The organism is Streptomyces sp. KR80 (assembly GCF_052245555.1).
GTDB lineage: Bacteria > Actinomycetota > Actinomycetes > Streptomycetales > Streptomycetaceae > Streptomyces.
The window spans coordinates 184,392-203,689 of the sequence record NZ_JBQQCD010000007.1; the positions used below are offsets into that span (position 1 = coordinate 184,392).

A 19,298-nucleotide genomic window follows, 5' to 3' on the forward strand; every position below is an offset into this window, starting at 1 on the left:
CCACACCCCCTCGGCTCCGCCGGGAGGGACTTCCACGAAAGAGCCCGCTGTGACCTCGCTCCTCCCCAAGGCCGGTCCGGCCCGCCTGGTCGTGCTGGTCTCCGGCTCAGGCACCAACCTCCAGGCTCTGCTCGACGCGATCTCCGCCGACCCGGAGGGCTATGGCGCGACGGTCGTGGCCGTGGGCGCCGACCGCGACGGCATCGCCGGACTCGAGCGGGCCGAGCGCGCCGGGATCCCCACGTTCGTGTGCCGCGTCAAGGACCACCCGACGCGCGAGGCGTGGGATCTCGCCCTGGCCGAAGCCACCGCCGCGTACGAGCCGGACCTCGTCGTCTCGGCGGGCTTCATGAAGATCGTGGGCAAGGAATTCCTCGCCCGGTTCGGCGGCCGGTTCGTCAATACGCACCCCGCCCTGCTGCCCAGCTTCCCCGGCACCCACGGCGTCCGCGACGCGCTCGCGTACGGCGTGAAGGTGACCGGGTGCACCGTCCACTTCGTCGACGACGGCGTCGACACCGGCCCGATCATCGCCCAGGGCGTGGTCGAGGTACGGGACGGGGACGACGAAGCCGCTCTGCACGAGCGGATCAAGGAAGTCGAGCGCCGCCTGCTCGTCGAGGTCGTGGGCCGTCTCGCCCGCGACGGCTACCGCATTGAGGGACGAAAGGTACTGATCCCGTGACCGCCACCTCTGAAGCCACGAAGCGCCCCATTCGTCGTGCGCTCGTCAGCGTCTACGACAAGACAGGTCTGGAGGAGTTGGCCCGCGGCCTGCACGAGGCGGGTGTCGAGCTGGTTTCCACCGGCTCCACCGCGGCCAGGATCGCCGCCGCCGGGGTCCCGGTCACCAAGGTCGAGGAGCTGACGGGCTTCCCCGAGTGCCTCGACGGCCGCGTCAAGACGCTCCATCCCCGGGTGCACGCCGGCATCCTGGCCGATCTGCGGCTGGACACCCACCGCGCGCAGCTGGCGGAGCTCGGCGTCGCCCCGTTCGAGCTGGTGGTCGTCAACCTCTATCCGTTCCGCGAGACCGTCGCCTCCGGCGCGACCCCGGACGAATGTGTCGAGCAGATCGACATCGGCGGCCCCTCCATGGTCCGCGCCGCCGCCAAGAACCACCCGTCCGTCGCCGTGGTCACCAGCCCCGAGCGGTACGCGGACGTGCTCGAGGCGGCGCGCGGCGGTGGCTTCGACCTGACCGCTCGCAAGCGCCTCGCGGCGGAGGCGTTCCAGCACACGGCCGCGTACGACGTGGCCGTCGCGTCCTGGTTCACCAGCGGCTACGCGCCCGAAGACGAAGGCGGCAACCTGCCGGAGTTCGTCGCGGGCAGCTGGGAGCGCAAGAGCGTCCTGCGGTACGGCGAGAACCCGCACCAGGCCGCCGCCCTCTACACCGACGGGACCCCCGAGGGCCTCGCCAACGCCGAGCAGCTGCACGGCAAGGAGATGTCCTTCAACAACTACATCGACACCGAGGCCGCCCGCCGCGCCGCCTTCGACCACGACGAGCCGTGCGTCGCGATCATCAAGCACGCCAACCCGTGCGGCATCGCGATCGGCAGGGACGTCGCCGAGGCACACCGCAAGGCCCACGCCTGCGATCCGCTCTCCGCGTTCGGGGGCGTCATCGCCGTCAACCGCCCGGTGACCGTCGAGCTGGCCGAGCAGGTCGTGGAGATCTTCACCGAGGTCATCGCCGCTCCGGCGTACGAGGACGGCGCGGTCGACGTCCTGGCCCGCAAGAAGAACATCCGCGTGCTGCGGGTGGCGGGCTCCCCGGCCCGCCCCACCGAGCTCAAGCCGGTCTCCGGCGGCGTACTGGTGCAGCAGAGCGATCTGTTCCAGTCCGCTGGCGACGACCCGGCCCACTGGACCCTCGCCACGGGAGAGCCGCTGGACGTGGCCGGCCTGCGCGAACTGGCCTTCGCCTGGCGGGCCTCCCGCGCCGTCAAGTCCAACGCGATTCTGCTCGCCAAGGACGGCGCGACGGTCGGCGTCGGCATGGGCCAGGTCAACCGGGTGGATTCGGCGCGGCTCGCGGTCCAGCGTGCGGGCCAGGAGCGGGCTGCCGGCTCGTACGCCGCATCCGACGCGTTCTTCCCGTTCCCGGACGGCCTGGAGGTGCTGACGGACGCGGGCGTCAAGGCCGTGGTGCAGCCGGGCGGCTCGGTCCGCGACGAGCAGGTGATCGAGGCGGCGAAGAAGGCGGGCGTGACGATGTATCTCACCGGCACCCGCCACTTCTTCCACTGAGCCGCCGCTCGGTGTCTCACCCTCCCCCGGGGGACTCCCCCAGCTAGCCCCGGGGGACCCCCCGCCCGGACCGTTAGGCCCAGGGGGACTCCAGCTGGGCGGTGGCGTTGGGCACCGTCGCGCCGAGGTCCCCACCAGGCCGACGGTCGCTGCGTTCAGTGGCTACTGACGGGCCGATGAGAGCCGCAACGCGGCTCGAGGGCGGCTGCCCATGGCGTAGCAGAACGGTCTGCGAATCACTGGGACTTGATGACCACCGAGCTCACGATCTTGTCGGCGAAGGTCTGCTTCTTCGCGTCCCAGGCCGGCCACAGGTAGCCCAGGCAGAGCGGGAAGAAGGGAAGAGCATCCACGATGTGGAGCAGACGCCGGGCGAATGCCATGCCGAAGCCGAGTGGCTGTCCGTCACGCTCGCGCAACAGGCGAATGCTGACGGCCCTCTTGCCGATGGTCTGGCCGGTCTTGCCCTCCTGGTAGATCATCCAGATGCCGAGGCCGATGGCCACAAGCCAGCCGAGGATCGTGACGATGACAGCGGCGGCGACGTTTTCGCCGCCCCCGGACACCGCCCCGGCGATGCCGGCGAGGATCGAGAACGGCACGCCGATGATGAGCCCGTCGAGCAGCGATGCTCCGAACCGGGACCACCAGCCCGCGTAGCCGGGCATCGCACCGGGCTGGGCGTAGCCGCCGCCGTAGCCGGGCTGCTGCTGCGGGTAGGCGCCGTACGGCTGGCCGCCCGGCTGCTGCTGCGGGTAGCCATAGGCCTGGCCGGGCTGCTGCTGGGGATACGCGGGGGCCGGGCCGGGCTGCTGCTGCGGGTAGCCGCCGTATGGCTGGCCGGGCTGCTGCTGCGGGTACCCGTAGGGCTGGCCCTGCGGAGGCTGCGCGTACGGGTTGTTCGGATCGCCGGGTGGCGGGGGGTAGCTCACGTGAGATCCTCCGAGCGGAAGAAGACGGTGGGGCCGAGGTGCCCGGGCGAACGCGCTCGGACGCAGCTGTTCTCTCGAATGAGCTGTGCGACCCATGCGGCGTGACTTCCCCCGAGATGCCCGCCGCTGAGGTTCGGCCCCCTGACGAGATGGCGACGGCGCCACCATCGTGGTCGCCGCATACTGATGCTGTCCAGTCAAGATCTGCAGATGTGGCGAATCTGCAATACGGTGCCGCACGAGCCTGCCCTGATTGGAATGAGGGCGGCTCGATCCGGGAGGATGGACCCATGACCGCCCAGATTCTCGATGGCAAGGCCACCGCCGCAGCGATCAAGTCCGAACTCGCCGCCCGCGTGGAGGCGCTCAGGGCCCGGGGCGTCACGCCCGGGCTCGGGACCCTGCTGGTCGGCGACGACCCGGGCAGCAAGTGGTACGTCGCGGGCAAGCACCGCGACTGCGCCCAGGTGGGCATCGCCTCCATCCAGCGCGAGCTGCCCGACACCGCCACTCAGGAGGAGATCGAGGCGGTCGTACGGGAACTCAACGAGGATCCGGCCTGCACCGGCTACATCGTCCAACTCCCGCTCCCCAGGGGGATCGAGGTCAACCGGGTGCTGGAGCTGATCGACCCGGCAAAGGATGCCGACGGCCTGGCCCCGATGAGCCTCGGGAAGCTGGTCCTGAACGAGCCGGGGCCGCTGCCCTGCACGCCCAACGGCGTCATCCAGCTGCTGCGCCGGCACGGGGTGAAGATCGCCGGGGCGCATGTGGTCGTCGTCGGCCGCGGCGTCACCGTCGGCCGCTCGATCGGGCTGCTGCTGACCCGTAAGTCCGAGAACGCCACCGTGACCCTGTGCCACACCGGCACCCGTGACCTGAGCGCGCAGCTGCGCCAGGCGGACATCATCGTGGCGGCGGCCGGCTCGCCGCATATCGTGAAGCCGGAGGACGTGAAGCCGGGCGCGGCCGTGCTGGACGTCGGCGTGAGCCGGGACGAGCACGGCAAGATCGTCGGCGATGTCCACCCGGGTGTAGCCGAGGTCGCGGCCTGGCTCTCCCCGAACCCGGGCGGCGTCGGCCCGATGACCCGTGCCCTGCTGCTGCAGAACGTCGTCGAGGCGGCCGAGCGCGGCCTGTCCGCGGCGGGCTAGCGGGGAAGGAAGGGGCTGCCACCCATGGCTGGGGAAGCGCACGCGAACGGTGGACCCGCCGCTTCGGGCGGCGCGGCTCGCCGTACCGGTGAGGGCGCAGGGTCGCGCCGGGGCACCGGCCCCGGCGCGCACGACGGCACGGGCACGCCCGCGTTCGCCGGCCGGTCCGAAGCCCGGTCCGGGGAGACGCCGCCGGTCAAGGCCGACAGCGGTCAGCCGTCGGCGGGCGGACAGCCCGGCGGTCCCGGGCAGCGGTCGGCGGAGACGCCACGTAGCCGGCGGTTCCCGCGCGTCACCCAGGACACCGCGCGCCCCGAGGGCGGCGGACGAGCCGCCTCGGGGGACGCGCCTGCGCCTGCGCGGCAGTGGCCGCTGCTCAGCGTCCTCGGCGGGACCGCCGTCGGGCTGGTGGTGGTCGCGGCCGACGCCGTCCGGATCGGCACGATCATCATCGGTCTCGCCCTGATCGCGGCGGCGGTGATGCGCCGGGTGCTGCCGTCGGTCGGCATGCTGGCCGTCCGGTCCCGCTTCACGGACATGGTGACGTACGGCGCCCTGGGAGTCGTGATCGTGCTGCTGGCGATGATGGCCCAGCCCAATCCGTGGCTGGAGATCCCCTGGCTGAAGGACGTGGTGCACTTCACCGTGCGCTGAGGCCTGGGGGCACTCCCCCAGCCACCGCCGGGGGTACCCAGCCCGGACGGAGTCTGGGGGACGGCCGGCGGATGGGCGGCGGGTCCGTCCCGTACGGGCAACGGCGCCCGTCCTCTCCCCCGGGTGTGAGGACGGGCGCCGTCGCGTTCGGAAGGCGACTGCCGCAGTCGCCCGGCACCCCCTTGTGCCGGTATGGGTGACGCGGTCCCTTCCGCGCACGAGGATCTTGGACCCCGGTCAGGGGCTCAAGGACCGCCGACGCTCTGTGGCACGGTGGTGACCGTTCCGGCGCACTCCCGAGTCCGTGCAACAACCGTCACGGAACGGTGCCGGCGGTCCGGCGCGCGGAGGCTTCGGGGGGCGCGCAGGCGCCCGGCCCCCAATGCATATGCCCCCCGTGCGAACGGCCCGCGGGAACTGACATTCTTGGTGCACGCATCCCAGGGAGTAGTTCCGGACAGGGGTGCCAGGTGCCATGGGGGGCACGCGGCGCCGGGACACATGCACGATTCGGGGGGAACAGGGGGAGGCACATGCCTCGTTGGAAGGCCCTGCCGGATGAACTGGATCCGCAGGTAAGGGAGTTCGCCAGTCAACTCCGCAGGCTCGTCGATCGCAGCGGGCTGAGCATCGCCACGGTCGCCGACCGGACCGGTTACAGCAAGACGTCATGGGAGCGGTATCTGGGCGGCAGACTGCTGCCGCCGGAGGGGGCCGTCGTCTCGCTCGCCGAGGTGACCGGGGCGAACCCCGCCCATCTGACGACGATGTGGGAGCTCGCGGAGCGCGCCTGGAGCCGTTCCGAGATGCGGCACGACGTCACGATGGAGGCGATACGCGTCGCGCAGGCGCGGGCCGCACTGGGGGAGTTCGGCGCACCGGCCGCGAAGTCCGGACACCGGGGCACGGCACGCCCGCAGGCCGCGCCCCCCGCCGGCCCCGCGCACGGGTACCACCCCACCGGTGCCGTCCGCCCGGCCCCGCCCGGCGACGGCCCCCGAGGAAGGGGTCGTTCGCGCCGGGTGCCGATGTTCATCGCCGGTGCCGTCGGTGGGCTGCTCGTCGTGGCCGCCGTCGTCCTGCTGCTCGACCTCGGCGGGAACGACGAGGCCGGAGCGGTCAAGATGCCGCCGTCGCCGACCGCTTCCCAGAAGCCCGAGGTGCCGGCCGGGGTGAAGTGCACCGGCGACGACTGCTCGGGAGCGGACCCGGAGGCCATGGGCTGCGGCGGGCAGTACGCGCAGACCGTGGCCGACGGAATCGTCGGCGGCGCGTTCATCGAGGTTCGCTACAGCGAGGTGTGCAAGGCGGCCTGGGCACGCATCACCGAAGCCGCACCGGGAGACACCGTCCGGATCGTCGGGGCGAAGCAGACCGAGAGCGGCACCGCGGACCAGGGCGGCGAGGCGTACACGATGATGGTCGCCGTGAGCGCCCCGGGCGGGGCGAAGGCGTGCGCGGAGACGTCGGCGGGCGTGAGCGGCTGCACTCGGCCGGGCCGCGAGCAGAGCGCGAGCCCGGGCGGAACCTGAGCTCGGGCCGACACCGCGTCGCCTCCGCGCCCGCACCGCCGCCGGGGACCAGCCGGCGGAACCGGCCGCAAAAGTGGCTGATACACGTAGGCATGCCTGCCGCGATCGAGGGCAGGCGAACCGCACCCCCCACGGGTGCCGTGCACCCCGGCGGCCGCCCGTCTCCCCTCATCCCGCGGGCGGCCGCCACTTGAGCATGGCCGGGAAGCAGCCACGTGACCGTGGCCGGGAAGGGGAAAGCGAGACATGGGCCGGGCGGCCCGAATCCGTCGCGCGGTGGTCGAGTACGCTGACGCCGAGTTCTCTTGATGCCGAGAGATCTCGCGTGCGAAAAAATAGACATGGGCAGGGACACCCGCCGCCAGCATGGACGTCTGGGGGCCGCCCCAGAGAACACAGCGCAGGAGATCGCCATGACCCGCACTCCCGTCAATGTCACCGTTACCGGCGCGGCCGGCCAGATCGGCTACGCGTTGCTCTTCCGCATCGCCTCCGGTCATCTTCTCGGCGCGGACGTGCCGGTCAAGCTGCGCCTGCTCGAGATCCCGCAGGCGGTCAAGGCCGCCGAGGGCACGGCCATGGAGCTCGACGACTGTGCCTTCCCGCTGCTCCAGGGCATCGAGATCACCGATGACCCGAACGTGGCCTTCGACGGCACGAACGTCGCCCTCCTCGTCGGCGCCCGCCCCCGTACGAAGGGCATGGAGCGCGGCGACCTGCTCGAGGCCAACGGCGGCATCTTCAAGCCGCAGGGCAAGGCCATCAACGACCACGCCGCGGACGATGTGAAGGTCCTGGTCGTCGGCAACCCGGCCAACACCAACGCGCTGATCGCGCAGTCCGCCGCCCCGGACGTACCGGCCGAGCGGTTCACCGCCATGACCCGCCTCGACCACAACCGCGCGCTCTCGCAGCTGTCTAAGAAGACCGGTGTCGCGGTCTCCGAGATCCGCAAGCTGACCATCTGGGGCAACCACTCGGCGACCCAGTACCCGGACATCTTCCACGCCGAGGTCGCGGGCAAGAACGCGGCCGAGGTCGTGAACGACGAGGCGTGGCTGGCCGACACCTTCATCCCCACGGTCGCCAAGCGGGGCGCTGCGATCATCGAGGCCCGTGGCGCGTCCTCGGCCGCCTCCGCCGCCAATGCCGCGATCGACCACATCCACACCTGGGTGAACGGCACGGCGGACGGCGACTGGACCTCCATGGGCATCCCGTCGGACGGCTCGTACGGCGTCGCGGAGGGCCTGATCTCGTCCTTCCCGGTCACCTGCAAGGACGGCAAGTACGAGATCGTCCAGGGCCTGGACATCAACGACTTCTCCCGCACCCGCATCGACACCTCGGTCGCGGAGCTGGCGGAGGAGCGCGACGCCGTGCGCGGCCTCGGCCTCATCTGAGCCCGGATCCGACGGACCGGATCCGTCCTCGGACCCGAGCCCCGGCCGATCAGCGGAAGGCCCCGGTTTTGCCACCGGGGCCTTCCGCGTTTCTCTATGCTGTGACCCTCGTCATACGGTCAACTCCCATGAAATGAACGGGAGTTCGAGCATTCGGGGGACATGTGTCAGTTCAGCGCATCCCGACACAGCCCGCTCCGTCAGCGTCGGCCGCGTCGGACGCGCCGGCCCAACCGACCCAACTGGCCGAACCGGCCGCCGACCCCGCCGCCAGCGAGGCCACCCGGCTGCTGTGCGCCGGCACCTACCTCGACGACGACTTCCGTGACGCGGTCGTCGACGAGCTCTACCTCCACGAGGAGCGCATCGCCGCCCCGTCCCTCGGCATCGACGCCGCGCGGGTGCTCGCGCATGCGCTGCGCGCCCGTCGCCTCGAAGCGGTCTGGGCGGTGGCCATCGTCGCCCTGTGGGTGCTCGCCTTCGTGCTCGCCGGATCCTTCTTCTCGGCCTTCCTGATCCCCTGTGTCCTGTTGGTGCTGGCGACCCGGCTGCGCGGCGGCGCTTCGGGCTCCTTCCGCGCCGACTACCCGGGCGCCCAGCGCCTCCCCCGGTACCGCCGGGTGGTGGCCGGCTATCTGCGGCTCTCGAGCTGGCTCTCGCTGGTGCTCTACGCGGTGTCGGCCACCTCGTTGGCCGTGGCCGGCGACGAGACCCGCTACGAACTGCAGAACATGGGCCTCATCGGTATGGAGGACGCCGCCGCGGCCTGGTTCGCCCTGATCATTCCGCTGGCGATGGCCGCCTGCATCGCCGCCCACCGTGAGCAAGTGGCCCGGGTCATCTCCGGCGAACTGCACCCCCGGGCCTTCGCGGACCCGGACCGTCCCGATGTCGCCGAGGCCACGGGCGGGGAACGCTTCGCGCGCCTGCAACGGCTGATCCGGGCCGAGCAGCACTCGCCCTTGGTCTACTACCACTCGCAGCACCCCTTCCTGGGGGCCGGCAGCCCCCAGGACCCCTGGACGCTCGCCGTCGAGCTGCGCCGGAACCCGGAGAAAAAGCGGCATGCCGCGCTCAACAACCGGGAGATCATCAAACGCGTCACACCGCTGGTCGAGGCGTTGCGCAAGCCCTCGAACCCCGACACGCCGCAGGCCGCCGCGGTCCGTGACCGGCTGCGCGGTCTCACGGCGGACGAGTGCGTCTTCGTACCGCTGACGGGCATCCCGGTGCGGGCCCAAGCCCCGCTGAAACCCGAGCACTTCGACGCCGAACGGGAGCGCGCCGTCGAGGAAGGCGGGGAGGGCCGCCGGCACTTCCTGCGCATCCGGGTGGGTGCCTGGGAGGAGGAGGTCGTCACCACGGTGTTCGTCCGGGTCCACACCCAGGGCGGGATGCTGATGCTGGAGATCGCCCCACATGTGCTGCGGCCGGTCCGCCCGGAGTTCCGGGCCGTGGACCGGGTCAGCGACACCTACCGCCGCGGCGGTCCGGTCGGCAAGGCGGTCTGGGCGCTCGGTCAGCTGCCGACGGGTGCCGGCCGGTCGGTCGTCCATGTCCTCCGCCAGCTCGCCTTCCTGTGGCGCGCGTGGTCCGGCGGCCAGGCGGCGGCCCTGCCCGACGGGCCCTGGGCGTCCGTACGGGAGCTCGGCAGCGACCAGGGGGCCTCGCTCTTCCAGGAGATGGACGTCAGCCGCTACCTCAAGAGCATCCAGGACCGGGTCGCGAGCGGCGTACGGGAGGCGCTCGACGCGGCTGGCTGGGAGACCGGCGAGTTCGTCCAGCAGGTGGTCAACGTCAGCGGGGTGTACATCGGCTCCGCCGAGAACAGCGCCATCGCCGTCGGTCAGGACATCGACCAGGACAACACGTACCTGAAGAAGGCAGGAGGCAGCCATGGGGGCGGCTGACGCGGCTGACGACGCCAGGGGCGTCCGCATCAACGACGTGACCGGCAGTGCCGTGGTGATCGGCAGCAACAACCAGGTCAGCAACACCGTGGGCCCGGCGGCGAAGGACGAGGGTCACGAGCGGCTGCTGCAGGCCGTGCTGCAGCTCAAGGACGATCTCGGGCGGCTGATCGAGACCCCGGAGATCGCCGCGCTGCGGGACGAGCTCGACAGCACCGAGGGTGAGATCCGGCGGACCGGGGAGGCGGACCCGAGCCGGTTCGCAGGGCTGCGGCGACTGCTGCAGGACGCCGCCGCGGGCGTCGGGGCGCTGGCCTCCGCGGTGGCCGTCGGGCAGGCGCTGGCCGCGCTGGGCGGTTGAGATGGGCGAAGGCGAGGCCGGGCCGTACTGGGACGAGACGACCAAGCGCTGGGTCATGGGGACTGCGGCCCCACCGGACCCGTACGGCCCGGGTCCGCGGCCGACGCGGACCTGGGTGCCGCCGACGGCCCGCACCCGGATCGCCGTCCTGCTGGCCGTCGCGGCCGTGCTCGGCGGTGGGGCTGGGTTCGGCACCTGGGCGCTGCTCCGGGACAGCGGTGACGGTGACCCCGCCGACGCGCGGCCGGGGACGAGCGTTGGCGCGCTCCCCACGGAATCCGGGTCCCCCTCCGGTCCCGACGCCGGGTACGTAGACCCTTCCCCGACTGCGGAGGCGGACGCGCCGCCGGACGGCTTCCGCAGGGTGCAGGACCCCGATGGCTTCACGCTGGACGTGCCTGTGGGATGGCAGCGCAGCGAGGACGAGACCGGCGTCTTCTACAGGTCGGCCGATGAGAGCGGCCTGATCCAGGTCTTCCACCTGGACGGTCCTGAGGAGACGCCGTACCAGGCCTTGGAGGAGGCGGAGAGGTTCCTCAAGCGCAACCGGGACTACGAGCGGCTCCGGCTGGAGCGGATGGGTCAGGGCGAGAGCGCCGACGCGGAGCTCGAGTACTCCTATACGAGCGACAAGGCCGGCGGCCCGCGCAGGGTCCTCGACCGGGTGCTCACCGCCGCGGACGCCGAGATGTACGCCGTGCTGGTCGCGGGTCCGGCCGAGGACTGGCCGGAGCAGCAGGAGGTCCAGCGGGTCGTGTTGGACGCCTTCTGCCCGGCGGGCCACTGCCCGGCGAGCGGGGACGTCACACCCTGAGACGTCACACCTTGAGTGGGCGGTCGGTCGGGGTTATGGGGGCCGGCAGCACCGTGGAGCCGGTCAGATAGCGGTCCACGGCGGCCGCGGCGGCCCGGCCCTCCGCGATCGCCCACACGATCAAGGACTGGCCGCGGCCCGCGTCGCCCGCCACGAAGACCCCGTCCGGCCCGCGGGTTCCGGTCGGCGCGGCCGCGAAGTCCGGATCGCGGGTGAAGGTGCCCCGGGCGTCCAGTCGGAGGGCGAGCTGGTCCGCCAGACCGCTGTCCCGTTCCGGGCCCGAGAACCCGAGCGCGATCAGCACCAGTTCGGCCGGGAGCACCCGCTCGCTGCCCGGCAGCGGCCGGCGGCCCTCCGGCTCCACTTCGGCCAGGTGGAGTGACCGGACGGCTCCCTGTTCGTCCCCTTCGAAGCGCAGGGTGGCGGCGGAGAAGACCCTCGGGTCCGCGCCGGCCCGGCCGCGCGCCTCCTCATGGGCGTGGGAGATCCGGTAGACCCTCGGGACGGTGGGCCAGGGTTCCTGCTCCGGCCGCTCGTCCCCCGGCTCCGGGTTGATGTCCAGCTGGGTCACGGAGGCCGCGTGCTGGCGGAGGGCGGTGCCCAGGCAGTCTGACCCGGTGTCCCCGCCGCCGACGATCACCACATGCCGGTTCTCGGCGGTGATGGGCGGCGCGTCGTAGTCGCCCTCCCGCACCCGGTTGGCGAGCGTCAGATACTCCATGGCCTGGTGAATGCCGCGCAGCTCGCGGCCGGGCACCGGGAGCTCGCGCCCGGCGGTCGCCCCGACCGCGACGACCACCGCGTCATGGCGCCTCCTGAGGTCGGCGGCGTCGAGGTCGGTGCCCACGGCCACGCCGGTGCGGAACTTGGTGCCCTCCGCCTGCATCTGCTCGATACGGCGGTCGAGGTGGCGCTTCTCCATTTTGAATTCGGGAATGCCGTAGCGCAGCAGCCCGCCGATGCGGTCGGCGCGCTCGTAGACCACGACGGTGTGCCCGACGCGGGTGAGCTGCTGGGCCGCCGCCAGTCCCGCCGGTCCCGAGCCGACGACGGCGACGGTCTTGCCGCTGAGCCGGCCCGGCGGCTGTGGCGGCGCGTATCCCTCGTCCCAGGCCCGGTCGGCGATGGCGGCCTCGACGTTCTTGATCGTCACCGGGTCGGAGTTGATCGCCAGGACGCAGGAGTCCTCGCACGGCGCCGGGCACAGCCGTCCGGTGAACTCGGGGAAGTTGTTGGTCGCGTGCAGCCGCTCGGCGGCGGCCCGCCAGTCCTCCCGCGCGGCGTAGGCATTCCACTCGGGTATCAGGTTCCCCAGCGGGCAGCCGCTGTGGCAGAACGGAATGCCGCAGTCCATGCAGCGCCCCGCCTGCTCCGTCACGATCGGGAGGAGATCCTGGCCGGCGTAGACCTCGTTCCAGTCGCCCAGCCGCTGCTCGACCGGGCGAGCCGGGTGGGACCGGCGCGGGGTGGTGAGAAAGCCGTGGGGATCGACCATCGACGCCTCCGTAGCTCACACATGGGCACCAGGGCGTAAGAGGAGGATCACCCGGGCCCGCGACGTTCCCCACCCGGACTCCGTCGGGGGTGACGGTACCTCTGGTCTAGTCCTGTGGGTAGCCCTCAGGAGTCCAGTGGCAGCCAGGGGAGAGTGCCCTCTGCGCCGACGCCCGGGCCGATCCGCGTTGATCCCTGGATGTGCGCCCTGGGCGTTCCGGCCACCCTACGCCTGTTTTGCCCTGGATAGCGAGGCAGGAGGCGGGCGGTCCTCCCCGCCTCGGTGAGGGACGCGTCGCTGTGCGCAGCGTGAAATGGGTCACTGTGGGTGAAATTTTGCGCATGGCTTTGCGGCTTCGGGGCAGGGGTCCCGGCTGCCGGTGCGACCGGCGCGGAACATTTCAGGCAGGGAAGGCAGAACCGAACGTGTCGGTTATCGAGAGCATTCATATCGACGGGGTGTGGCGTACCGCCATGTCCGGCGCCAGCCGCGAGGTCCTCGACCCGGCTGACGCCAAGCCCCTGGCGCTCGTCGCCGAGGCCGGCACCGAGGACACCGACGCCGCTGTCGCCGCCGCCCGCCGTGCCTTCGACTCCGGCGCGTGGCGGGGTACCGGAGTCGCCGACCGCGCCGCGCTGCTGCGCCGCGTCGCAGACCTGCTCCAGCGCGACCGCGAAGAGCTCGCGCTCATCGAGAGCCGGGACACCGGCAAGACTCTGGAGGAAGGCCGGGTCGACGTCGACGACGTCACGAGTGCCTTCCGGTACTTCGCCGACCTCGTGGTGGGCGAGAGCGGACGCGTGGTGGATGCGGGAAGCCCCGACGTGCACAGCGTCGTCGTGCACGAGCCCGTCGGGGTGTGCGCCCTGATCACCCCCTGGAACTACCCGCTCCTCCAGGCCAGCTGGAAGATCGCCCCGGCGCTCGCCGCCGGCAACACCTTCGTCGTCAAACCGAGCGAGATCACCCCGCTCTCCACCCTCCACCTGGTCAAGCTGCTGGTCGAGGCCGGACTACCGGAGGGTGTCGCGAACGTCGTCACCGGCGCGGGCGACCCCGTCGGCGCCCGGATGTCCGAGCACCCCGACGTGGATCTGGTCTCCTTCACCGGCGGGCTGACCAGCGGCACCAAGGTCATGCAGGCCGCCGCGCCCACCGTGAAGAAGGTGGCCCTGGAACTGGGCGGCAAGAACCCCAACGTCGTCTTCGCCGACGCCTGCGCGACCGAGGAGGGCTTCGACACGGCCGTCGACCAGGCGCTGAACGCGGCCTTCATCCACAGCGGGCAGGTCTGCTCGGCCGGCTCCCGGCTGATCATCGAGGAGTCCGTGCGCGACCGCTTCGTCACCGAGCTGGCGCGCCGCGCGCAGAAGATCAAGCTCGGCCGCGGCACCGAGGACGGTGTCGAATGCGGCCCGCTCGTCTCCGCGCAGCAGCTCGCCAAGATCGAGGAGTACGTCCGGTCCGCCCGAGACGAAGGCGCCGTGGTGCGCTGCGGCGGCTCCCGCCCGGAGTCCTCCGACGTACGGCCCGCCACTGGATACTTCTACGAGCCCACCGTCCTCGACTACTGCCATGGCGAGATGCGGGTCGTCCGGGAGGAGACCTTCGGCCCGATCCTGACTGTCGAGACCTTCCACACCGAGGACGACGCGGTGGCCCTCGCCAACGACACCGAGTACGGTCTGGCGGGAGCCGTGTGGACCTCCGACGCGGGCCGCGCGCGGCGCGTCGCCACCCGCCTCCGCCACGGCACGGTGTGGATCAACGACTACCACCCGTATCTCCCGCAGGCCGAGTGGGGCGGCTTCGGCAAGTCCGGCACCGGGCGGGAGCTCGGCCCGTCCGGTCTGGCCGAGTACCGCGAGACCAAGCACATCTACCAGAACCTCGATCCGCGCCCGGTGCGCTGGTTCGCAGGCTGACCCGGCCCATTTGTTTCGCGTACCAGGGACACGCACGCACCTTGCAGAGGAGCAACACCCCCATGGCCCCCTCCCCTGAGGACACCACGTTCGACTACATCGTGGTCGGCGGCGGCACCGCAGGATCGGTGATCGCCTCCCGGCTCACCGAGGACCCCGGTATCCGGGTCGCCGTCATCGAGGGCGGCCCCTCGGACATGGACCGGCCCGAGGTGCTCACCCTGCGCCGCTGGCTCGGCCTGCTCGGCGGGGAGCTCGACTACGACTACCCGACGACCGAGCAGCCTCGCGGCAACTCGCACATTCGGCACAGCCGGGCCCGGGTGCTCGGCGGCTGCTCCTCGCACAACACCCTGATCAGCTTCAAGCCCCTGCCGTCCGACTGGGACGAGTGGGCGGCGGCCGGTGCCACGGGCTGGAACGCGGCGGCCATGGACCCGTACTACGACCGGCTGCGCAACAACATCGTGGCCGTCGACGAGAAGGACCGGAACGCCATCGCGCGTGACTTCGTCGCCGCGGCACAGGGCGCGCTCGGAGTTCCCCGGATCGAGGGCTTCAACAAGAAGCCGTTCCACGAGGGTGTGGGCTTCTTCGACCTCGCCTACCACCCGGAGAACAACAAGCGGTCCTCCGCCTCCGTCGCGTATCTCCACCCGCACATGAAGTCCGGCGACCGGCCGAACCTCCACATCGTGCTGGAGACCTGGGCGCACCGGCTTGAGCTGGACGGCACGCGCGCCACCGGCGTGCATGTGCGCACCAAGAGCGGTGAGGAGATCCTGGTCAGCGCCACGCGTGAGGTCATCGTCTGCGCGGGCGCGGTGGACACCCCCCGGCTGCTGCTGCACTCCGGCATCGGCCCGCGACAGGACCTGGAAGCGCTCGGGATCCCCGTCCGGCACGACCTGCCCGGCGTCGGCGAGAACCTGCTCGACCACCCCGAGTCGGTGATCGTCTGGGAGACCGAGGGCCCGATCCCGGAGAACTCCGCGATGGACTCGGACGCCGGCCTCTTCGTCCGCCGGGACCCCGAGTCCCAGGGGCCGGACCTGATGTTCCACTTCTACCAGATCCCCTTCACCGACAACCCGGAGCGGCTGGGCTACGTCCAGCCCCGGCACGGAGTGTCGATGACCCCCAACATCCCCAAACCGCGCAGCCGCGGCCGCCTCTACCTCACCAGCGCCGACCCGGCCGTCAAGCCCGCCCTCGACTTCCGCTACTTCACGGACGAGGACGACTACGACGGCCAAACGCTCGTCGACGGCATCAAGATCGCTCGGGAGATCGCCAAGACCGAGCCGCTCGCCCAGTGGCTCACGCGCGAGGTGTGCCCGGGCCCGGACGTCACCGGCGACGAGGAAATCGGCGAGTACGCCCGTAAGGTCGCACATACCGTCTACCACCCGGCCGGCACCTGCCGGATGGGCGCACCCGACGATGCACTCGCCGTCGTCGACCCGGAACTGAGGGTCCGCGGGCTGGACGGGATACGGATCGCCGACGCGTCCGTTTTCCCGACCATGCCGGCCGTCAACCCCATGATCGGCGTCCTGATGGTGGGGGAGAAAGCCGCAGAACTGCTTGTCCAGAAGTCGACACCGGGAGGTGACGCGTGATGTCCGAGAGCCTGGCCACCGATCCGGTGTTCTCCGTCCGCAATCTGTGGAAAGTCTTCGGCCGCAAGGCCGAACGGATCCCCGGCAGCCCGCACGCCGAGCTGTCCGCCGAGGAGCTGCAGCGGCAGACCGGCTGTACGGCTGCTGTACGGGACGTCTCCTTCGACGTCCGCAGGGGCGAGGTGTTCGTCGTTATGGGCCTCTCCGGCTCCGGCAAGTCCACCCTCGTCCGCTGTCTGACCCGGCTCATCGAGCCGACCTCCGGCTCCCTGGAGATGGACGGGGAGGACGTCCTCGCCATGGACAAGAACCGGTTGCGCGAGCTGCGCCGGCACCGCGCCTCCATGGTCTTCCAGCACTTCGGACTCCTGCCGCACCGCAGCGTGATCGACAACGTCGCCTACGGGTTGGAGATTCAGGGCAAGAGCAAGGCCGAACGCCGTGAGCGCGCGGCCGAGATGGTGGAGAAGGTGGGCCTCGCCGGACTCGGCGAGCGGCGTCCCGGCCAGCTCTCGGGCGGTCAGCAGCAGCGCGTCGGCCTCGCCCGCGCCCTCGCCGTCGACCCCGAGGTCCTCCTCTTCGACGAGCCGTTCAGCGCCCTGGACCCGCTGATCCGCCGGGACATGCAGGAGGAGGTCATCCGGCTGCACCGCGAAGAGGGCCGCACCATGGTCTTCATCACCCACGACCTCTCCGAGGCGCTGAAGCTGGGCGACCGGATCGCCCTGATGCGCGACGGCGAGATCGTCCAGCTGGGCACCCCTGAGCAGATCGTCGCCAACCCGGCCGACGCCTACGTCCGGGACTTCGTCCGCGATGTCCCCCGCGAGCAGGTCATCACCGTACGCCGCGCCATGCGCCCGGCCGCCAGCGCCGAGACCGAGACGGGCCCGGCCGTCGCGCCCGGCACCAAGGTCGTCGACGCGATCGAGGCCGTCGCGCGCGGCGGGGAGCACGTCCGCGTCGTCGAGAACGGCCGCACCCTCGGCGTCGTCGACTACGAGCAGCTGCTCACCGTGGTCGCGGGCCTCGACGAGGAGGCCGAGGGCGAGGGCGAACGGGAGGTGGCGGCCGTATGAGTGCCGCCCCGACCACGCTGACGAAGGCCGGAGCCGGTGCCGTGGCACCGGATACGGCCGCGCGTACCGGTCCCGGCCTGCTTCGGCGGCTGCCCGGTGGCCCCCGGACCCTGCTGCTCGCCGCTGTGTTCCTGACGGTGGTGGTCAGCGCCGTGGTGAGCGGTTCCGGCCTCTGGCCGGGCGGGTTCACCGTCGACGTGCGCACCCCGCTGCAGGACCTCAACAGCTGGCTCGCGGAGAACCGCGACGAGCACTGGATCTTCCTCTACTTCCTGCTGCACATCAGCAACACCGCCGAGGCCTCCGTGGACGGCCTGGCCGGGCTCTTCGAATCGCTCGGCTGGATCGGCGTCACGGTGCTGGGCACCCTGCTCGCCTGGTACGCGGGCGGCGCCGGGCTGCGCAAGCGCGCGCTGCGGACGGCCGGTACCGCACTCGGCGTCTTCGCGGTCTGCGGGCTGCTGGGCATGTGGGAGCCCACCATGGAGACCCTGGCGCTCATGACGGTGGCCGTCGCCGTCTCCGCCCTCCTCGGACTGCTGCTCGGCCTGGCCGCCGGGCTGTCCGACGTCTGCGACCGCATGCTGCGGCCGGTGTTCGACACGATGCAGGTGATGCCGGCGTTCGCCTACCTGCTGCCGTTCGTGCTGCTCTTCGATGTCGGCGTCCCCTCGGCGCTGATCGCCACCGTCATCTACGCGGCTCCGCCGATGGCCCGGCTCACCGCGCTCGGGCTGCGCGGCGCCGACCCGGCCGCCCTGGAGGCTTCCGCCTCGCTCGGCGCGAGCTCCTGGCAGCGGCTGCGTACGGCACGGGTGCCGCTGGCGCGCAAGGAGATGCTGCTCGGCCTCAACCAGACGATCATGATGTGCCTGTCGATGGTCGTGCTCGCCTCCGTGGTCGGCTCCGGCGGCCTCGGTGATGAGATCTACACCGCGCTCAGCAAGCTGAACGTCGGACAGGCGCTTGCCGCGGGTATCGCCATCGTGCTGCTGGCGGTCCTGCTGGACCGTACGACCGCGGCCGCCGGTGAGCGGATGGCCGAGGCCACCACGTACGGGCCCGACTCCGGCCCGGCTGCGCGGCTGCGCGGCTGGCCGTCCTGGGCGGGGCTCGCGGCGCTCGGCGGTGTGCTCGCCGCCGTGGGCCCGAGGCTGGGGCAGCAGGAGTGGCCGCTGGACTGGACCGTGAACATCGCGGCTCCGGTCAACGACTTCACCGAGTGGTTCGAAGCCCATCTGGGCGAGGGCATCCCGGTCGTCGGCGGCACCATCACCTGGGCCGAGAACTTCGCCAACTGGGTGCTGAACCCGCTGCGCAGCGGTCTGGAGTCCACCCCCTGGTGGGCGTTGCTGCTGCTGGTTGCGGCGCTGGCCTGGTCGGCGGGCCGCTGGCGGGCCGCGATCACCGCCACCGCGGCCATGGCGCTGACCGGTGTGCTGGGCCTGTGGACCAAGTCCGTGGACACCCTCTCCCAGGTGCTGGTCGGCCTGCTGCTGACGATGGTCCTGGGCTTCCTGATCGGCATCCTGGCGGCCCGCGTGGAGCGGGTGGAGCGGCTGCTGCGGCCGGTGCTCGACACCATGCAGACGATGCCGCAGTTCGTCTATCTGGTGCCGATGGTCGCTCTGTTCGCCGCGGGCCGCACCGCGGGCATCGCCGCGGCGGTGGTCTTCGTGCTGCCGGCGGTGGTCCGGATCACCGCCCAGGGCATCAAGCAGGTCGATCGGGCCGCCGTCGAGGCCGCCCGCTCGATGGGCGCCACCGGGTGGCAGGAGCTCCGTCAGGTGCAGTTGCCCCTGGCCCGCAACGCGCTCCTGGTCGCTGTGAACCAGGGCGTGGTGCTGGTCCTGTCCATGGTCGTCATCGGCGGCATGGTCGGCGGCGGCGCCCTCGGCATCGACGTGATCACCGGGCTTTCGCGGGCCGACCTGGCGCTCGGTCTGCCCGCCGGCGTCGCCATCGTCTGCCTCGGCATCGTCCTGGACCGGGTCACCCAGCCCGGTACCCGCCTTGCGGACCGCCGATGAAGACCACCGACGAGGACACCGCCGGTACAGGCACTGCCGTCGAGGCGCCTGTGATGCCCGGCACCGCCGACAAACGACCGATAGAACCCCGGCATTACTGCCGTAACTCGCAAGAAAAGGTAAGAACGTGA

15 protein-coding genes are annotated in these 19,298 nt (G+C 71.5%); 13 read left to right on the forward strand and 2 right to left on the reverse strand.

Translation table 11 applies throughout. The features are described 5' to 3' along the window. The first annotated feature begins 49 nt into the window (after positions 1 to 49). Together purN and purH are read left to right on the forward strand one after the other, a co-directional pair. Positions 50 to 685, forward strand: coding sequence for a phosphoribosylglycinamide formyltransferase (gene purN, locus ACTWQI_RS13385; protein ID WP_443270182.1), 636 nt, complete (start codon positions 50 to 52; stop codon positions 683 to 685). Beyond that, positions 682 to 2,256, forward strand: coding sequence for a bifunctional phosphoribosylaminoimidazolecarboxamide formyltransferase/IMP cyclohydrolase (gene purH / locus ACTWQI_RS13390; RefSeq protein ID WP_443270184.1), 1,575 nt, complete (start codon positions 682 to 684; stop codon positions 2,254 to 2,256). The genes purN and purH overlap by 4 nt, the downstream gene beginning before the upstream one ends. 236 nt (positions 2,257 to 2,492) lie before the next feature. Here purH and ACTWQI_RS13395 read toward each other — a convergent pair whose 3' ends face one another. Continuing rightward, positions 2,493 to 3,188 (reverse strand): RDD family protein, encoded by a 696-nt coding sequence (locus ACTWQI_RS13395; protein WP_443270185.1) that lies wholly within the window; start codon positions 3,186 to 3,188, stop codon positions 2,493 to 2,495. A 290-nt stretch (positions 3,189 to 3,478) separates the two neighbouring features. Here ACTWQI_RS13395 and ACTWQI_RS13400 point away from each other — a divergent pair, with 290 nt between their 5' ends. The 7 genes from ACTWQI_RS13400 (at position 3,479) to ACTWQI_RS13430 (ending at position 11,016) form a co-directional block, all read left to right on the forward strand. Further along, a complete protein-coding gene (locus ACTWQI_RS13400) occupies positions 3,479 to 4,342 on the forward strand; it encodes a bifunctional methylenetetrahydrofolate dehydrogenase/methenyltetrahydrofolate cyclohydrolase (protein ID WP_443270187.1) in 864 nt (287 codons plus the stop codon). Positions 4,343 to 4,366: 24 nt separating this feature from the next. Continuing rightward, complete coding sequence (locus tag ACTWQI_RS13405) at positions 4,367 to 4,996, forward strand: DUF3017 domain-containing protein (protein WP_443270189.1); 630 nt, start codon at positions 4,367 to 4,369, stop codon at positions 4,994 to 4,996. A gap of 533 nt (positions 4,997 to 5,529) precedes the next feature. Beyond that, complete coding sequence (locus ACTWQI_RS13410; protein WP_443270190.1) at positions 5,530 to 6,528, forward strand: helix-turn-helix domain-containing protein; 999 nt, start codon at positions 5,530 to 5,532, stop codon at positions 6,526 to 6,528. A gap of 413 nt (positions 6,529 to 6,941) precedes the next feature. Further along, positions 6,942 to 7,931, forward strand: coding sequence for a malate dehydrogenase (locus tag ACTWQI_RS13415; RefSeq protein ID WP_443270192.1), 990 nt, complete (start codon positions 6,942 to 6,944; stop codon positions 7,929 to 7,931). A gap of 164 nt (positions 7,932 to 8,095) precedes the next feature. Then, positions 8,096 to 9,841, forward strand: a complete 1,746-nt coding sequence (locus ACTWQI_RS13420; RefSeq protein WP_443270194.1) for a hypothetical protein — start codon at positions 8,096 to 8,098, stop codon at positions 9,839 to 9,841. Continuing rightward, on the forward strand, positions 9,828 to 10,202 hold the full coding sequence (locus ACTWQI_RS13425; RefSeq protein WP_443270195.1) for a hypothetical protein: 375 nt from the start codon (positions 9,828 to 9,830) through the stop codon (positions 10,200 to 10,202). Before ACTWQI_RS13420 ends, ACTWQI_RS13425 begins: the two co-directional genes overlap by 14 nt. 1 nt (position 10,203) lies before the next feature. Next, entirely contained in the window at positions 10,204 to 11,016 is an 813-nt protein-coding gene (locus tag ACTWQI_RS13430; protein ID WP_443270197.1) for a hypothetical protein, read from the forward strand. 4 nt (positions 11,017 to 11,020) lie between these two features. On the opposite strand, the gene ACTWQI_RS13435 is transcribed toward ACTWQI_RS13430, so the two are convergent. After that, positions 11,021 to 12,511, reverse strand: coding sequence for a glutamate synthase subunit beta (locus ACTWQI_RS13435; RefSeq protein WP_443270198.1), 1,491 nt, complete (start codon positions 12,509 to 12,511; stop codon positions 11,021 to 11,023). A 473-nt stretch (positions 12,512 to 12,984) separates the two neighbouring features. Here ACTWQI_RS13435 and ACTWQI_RS13440 point away from each other — a divergent pair, with 473 nt between their 5' ends. The 4 genes from ACTWQI_RS13440 to ACTWQI_RS13455 all read left to right on the forward strand — a co-directional run bounded on the left by ACTWQI_RS13440 (position 12,985) and on the right by ACTWQI_RS13455 (position 19,167). After that, positions 12,985 to 14,436 carry an aldehyde dehydrogenase family protein gene (locus ACTWQI_RS13440; RefSeq protein ID WP_443270335.1) on the forward strand — a complete coding sequence of 484 codons (1,452 nt, stop codon included), beginning with the start codon at positions 12,985 to 12,987 and terminating at the stop codon, positions 14,434 to 14,436. A 62-nt stretch (positions 14,437 to 14,498) separates the two neighbouring features. Then, a complete protein-coding gene (locus ACTWQI_RS13445) occupies positions 14,499 to 16,058 on the forward strand; it encodes a GMC family oxidoreductase (protein ID WP_443270200.1) in 1,560 nt (519 codons plus the stop codon). Next, positions 16,058 to 17,137 (forward strand): quaternary amine ABC transporter ATP-binding protein, encoded by a 1,080-nt coding sequence (locus ACTWQI_RS13450; protein WP_443270202.1) that lies wholly within the window; start codon positions 16,058 to 16,060, stop codon positions 17,135 to 17,137. Before ACTWQI_RS13445 ends, ACTWQI_RS13450 begins: the two co-directional genes overlap by 1 nt. Then, positions 17,134 to 19,167, forward strand: a complete 2,034-nt coding sequence (locus ACTWQI_RS13455; RefSeq protein ID WP_443270203.1) for an ABC transporter permease — start codon at positions 17,134 to 17,136, stop codon at positions 19,165 to 19,167. Before ACTWQI_RS13450 ends, ACTWQI_RS13455 begins: the two co-directional genes overlap by 4 nt. Positions 19,168 to 19,298: the final 131 nt, after the last annotated feature.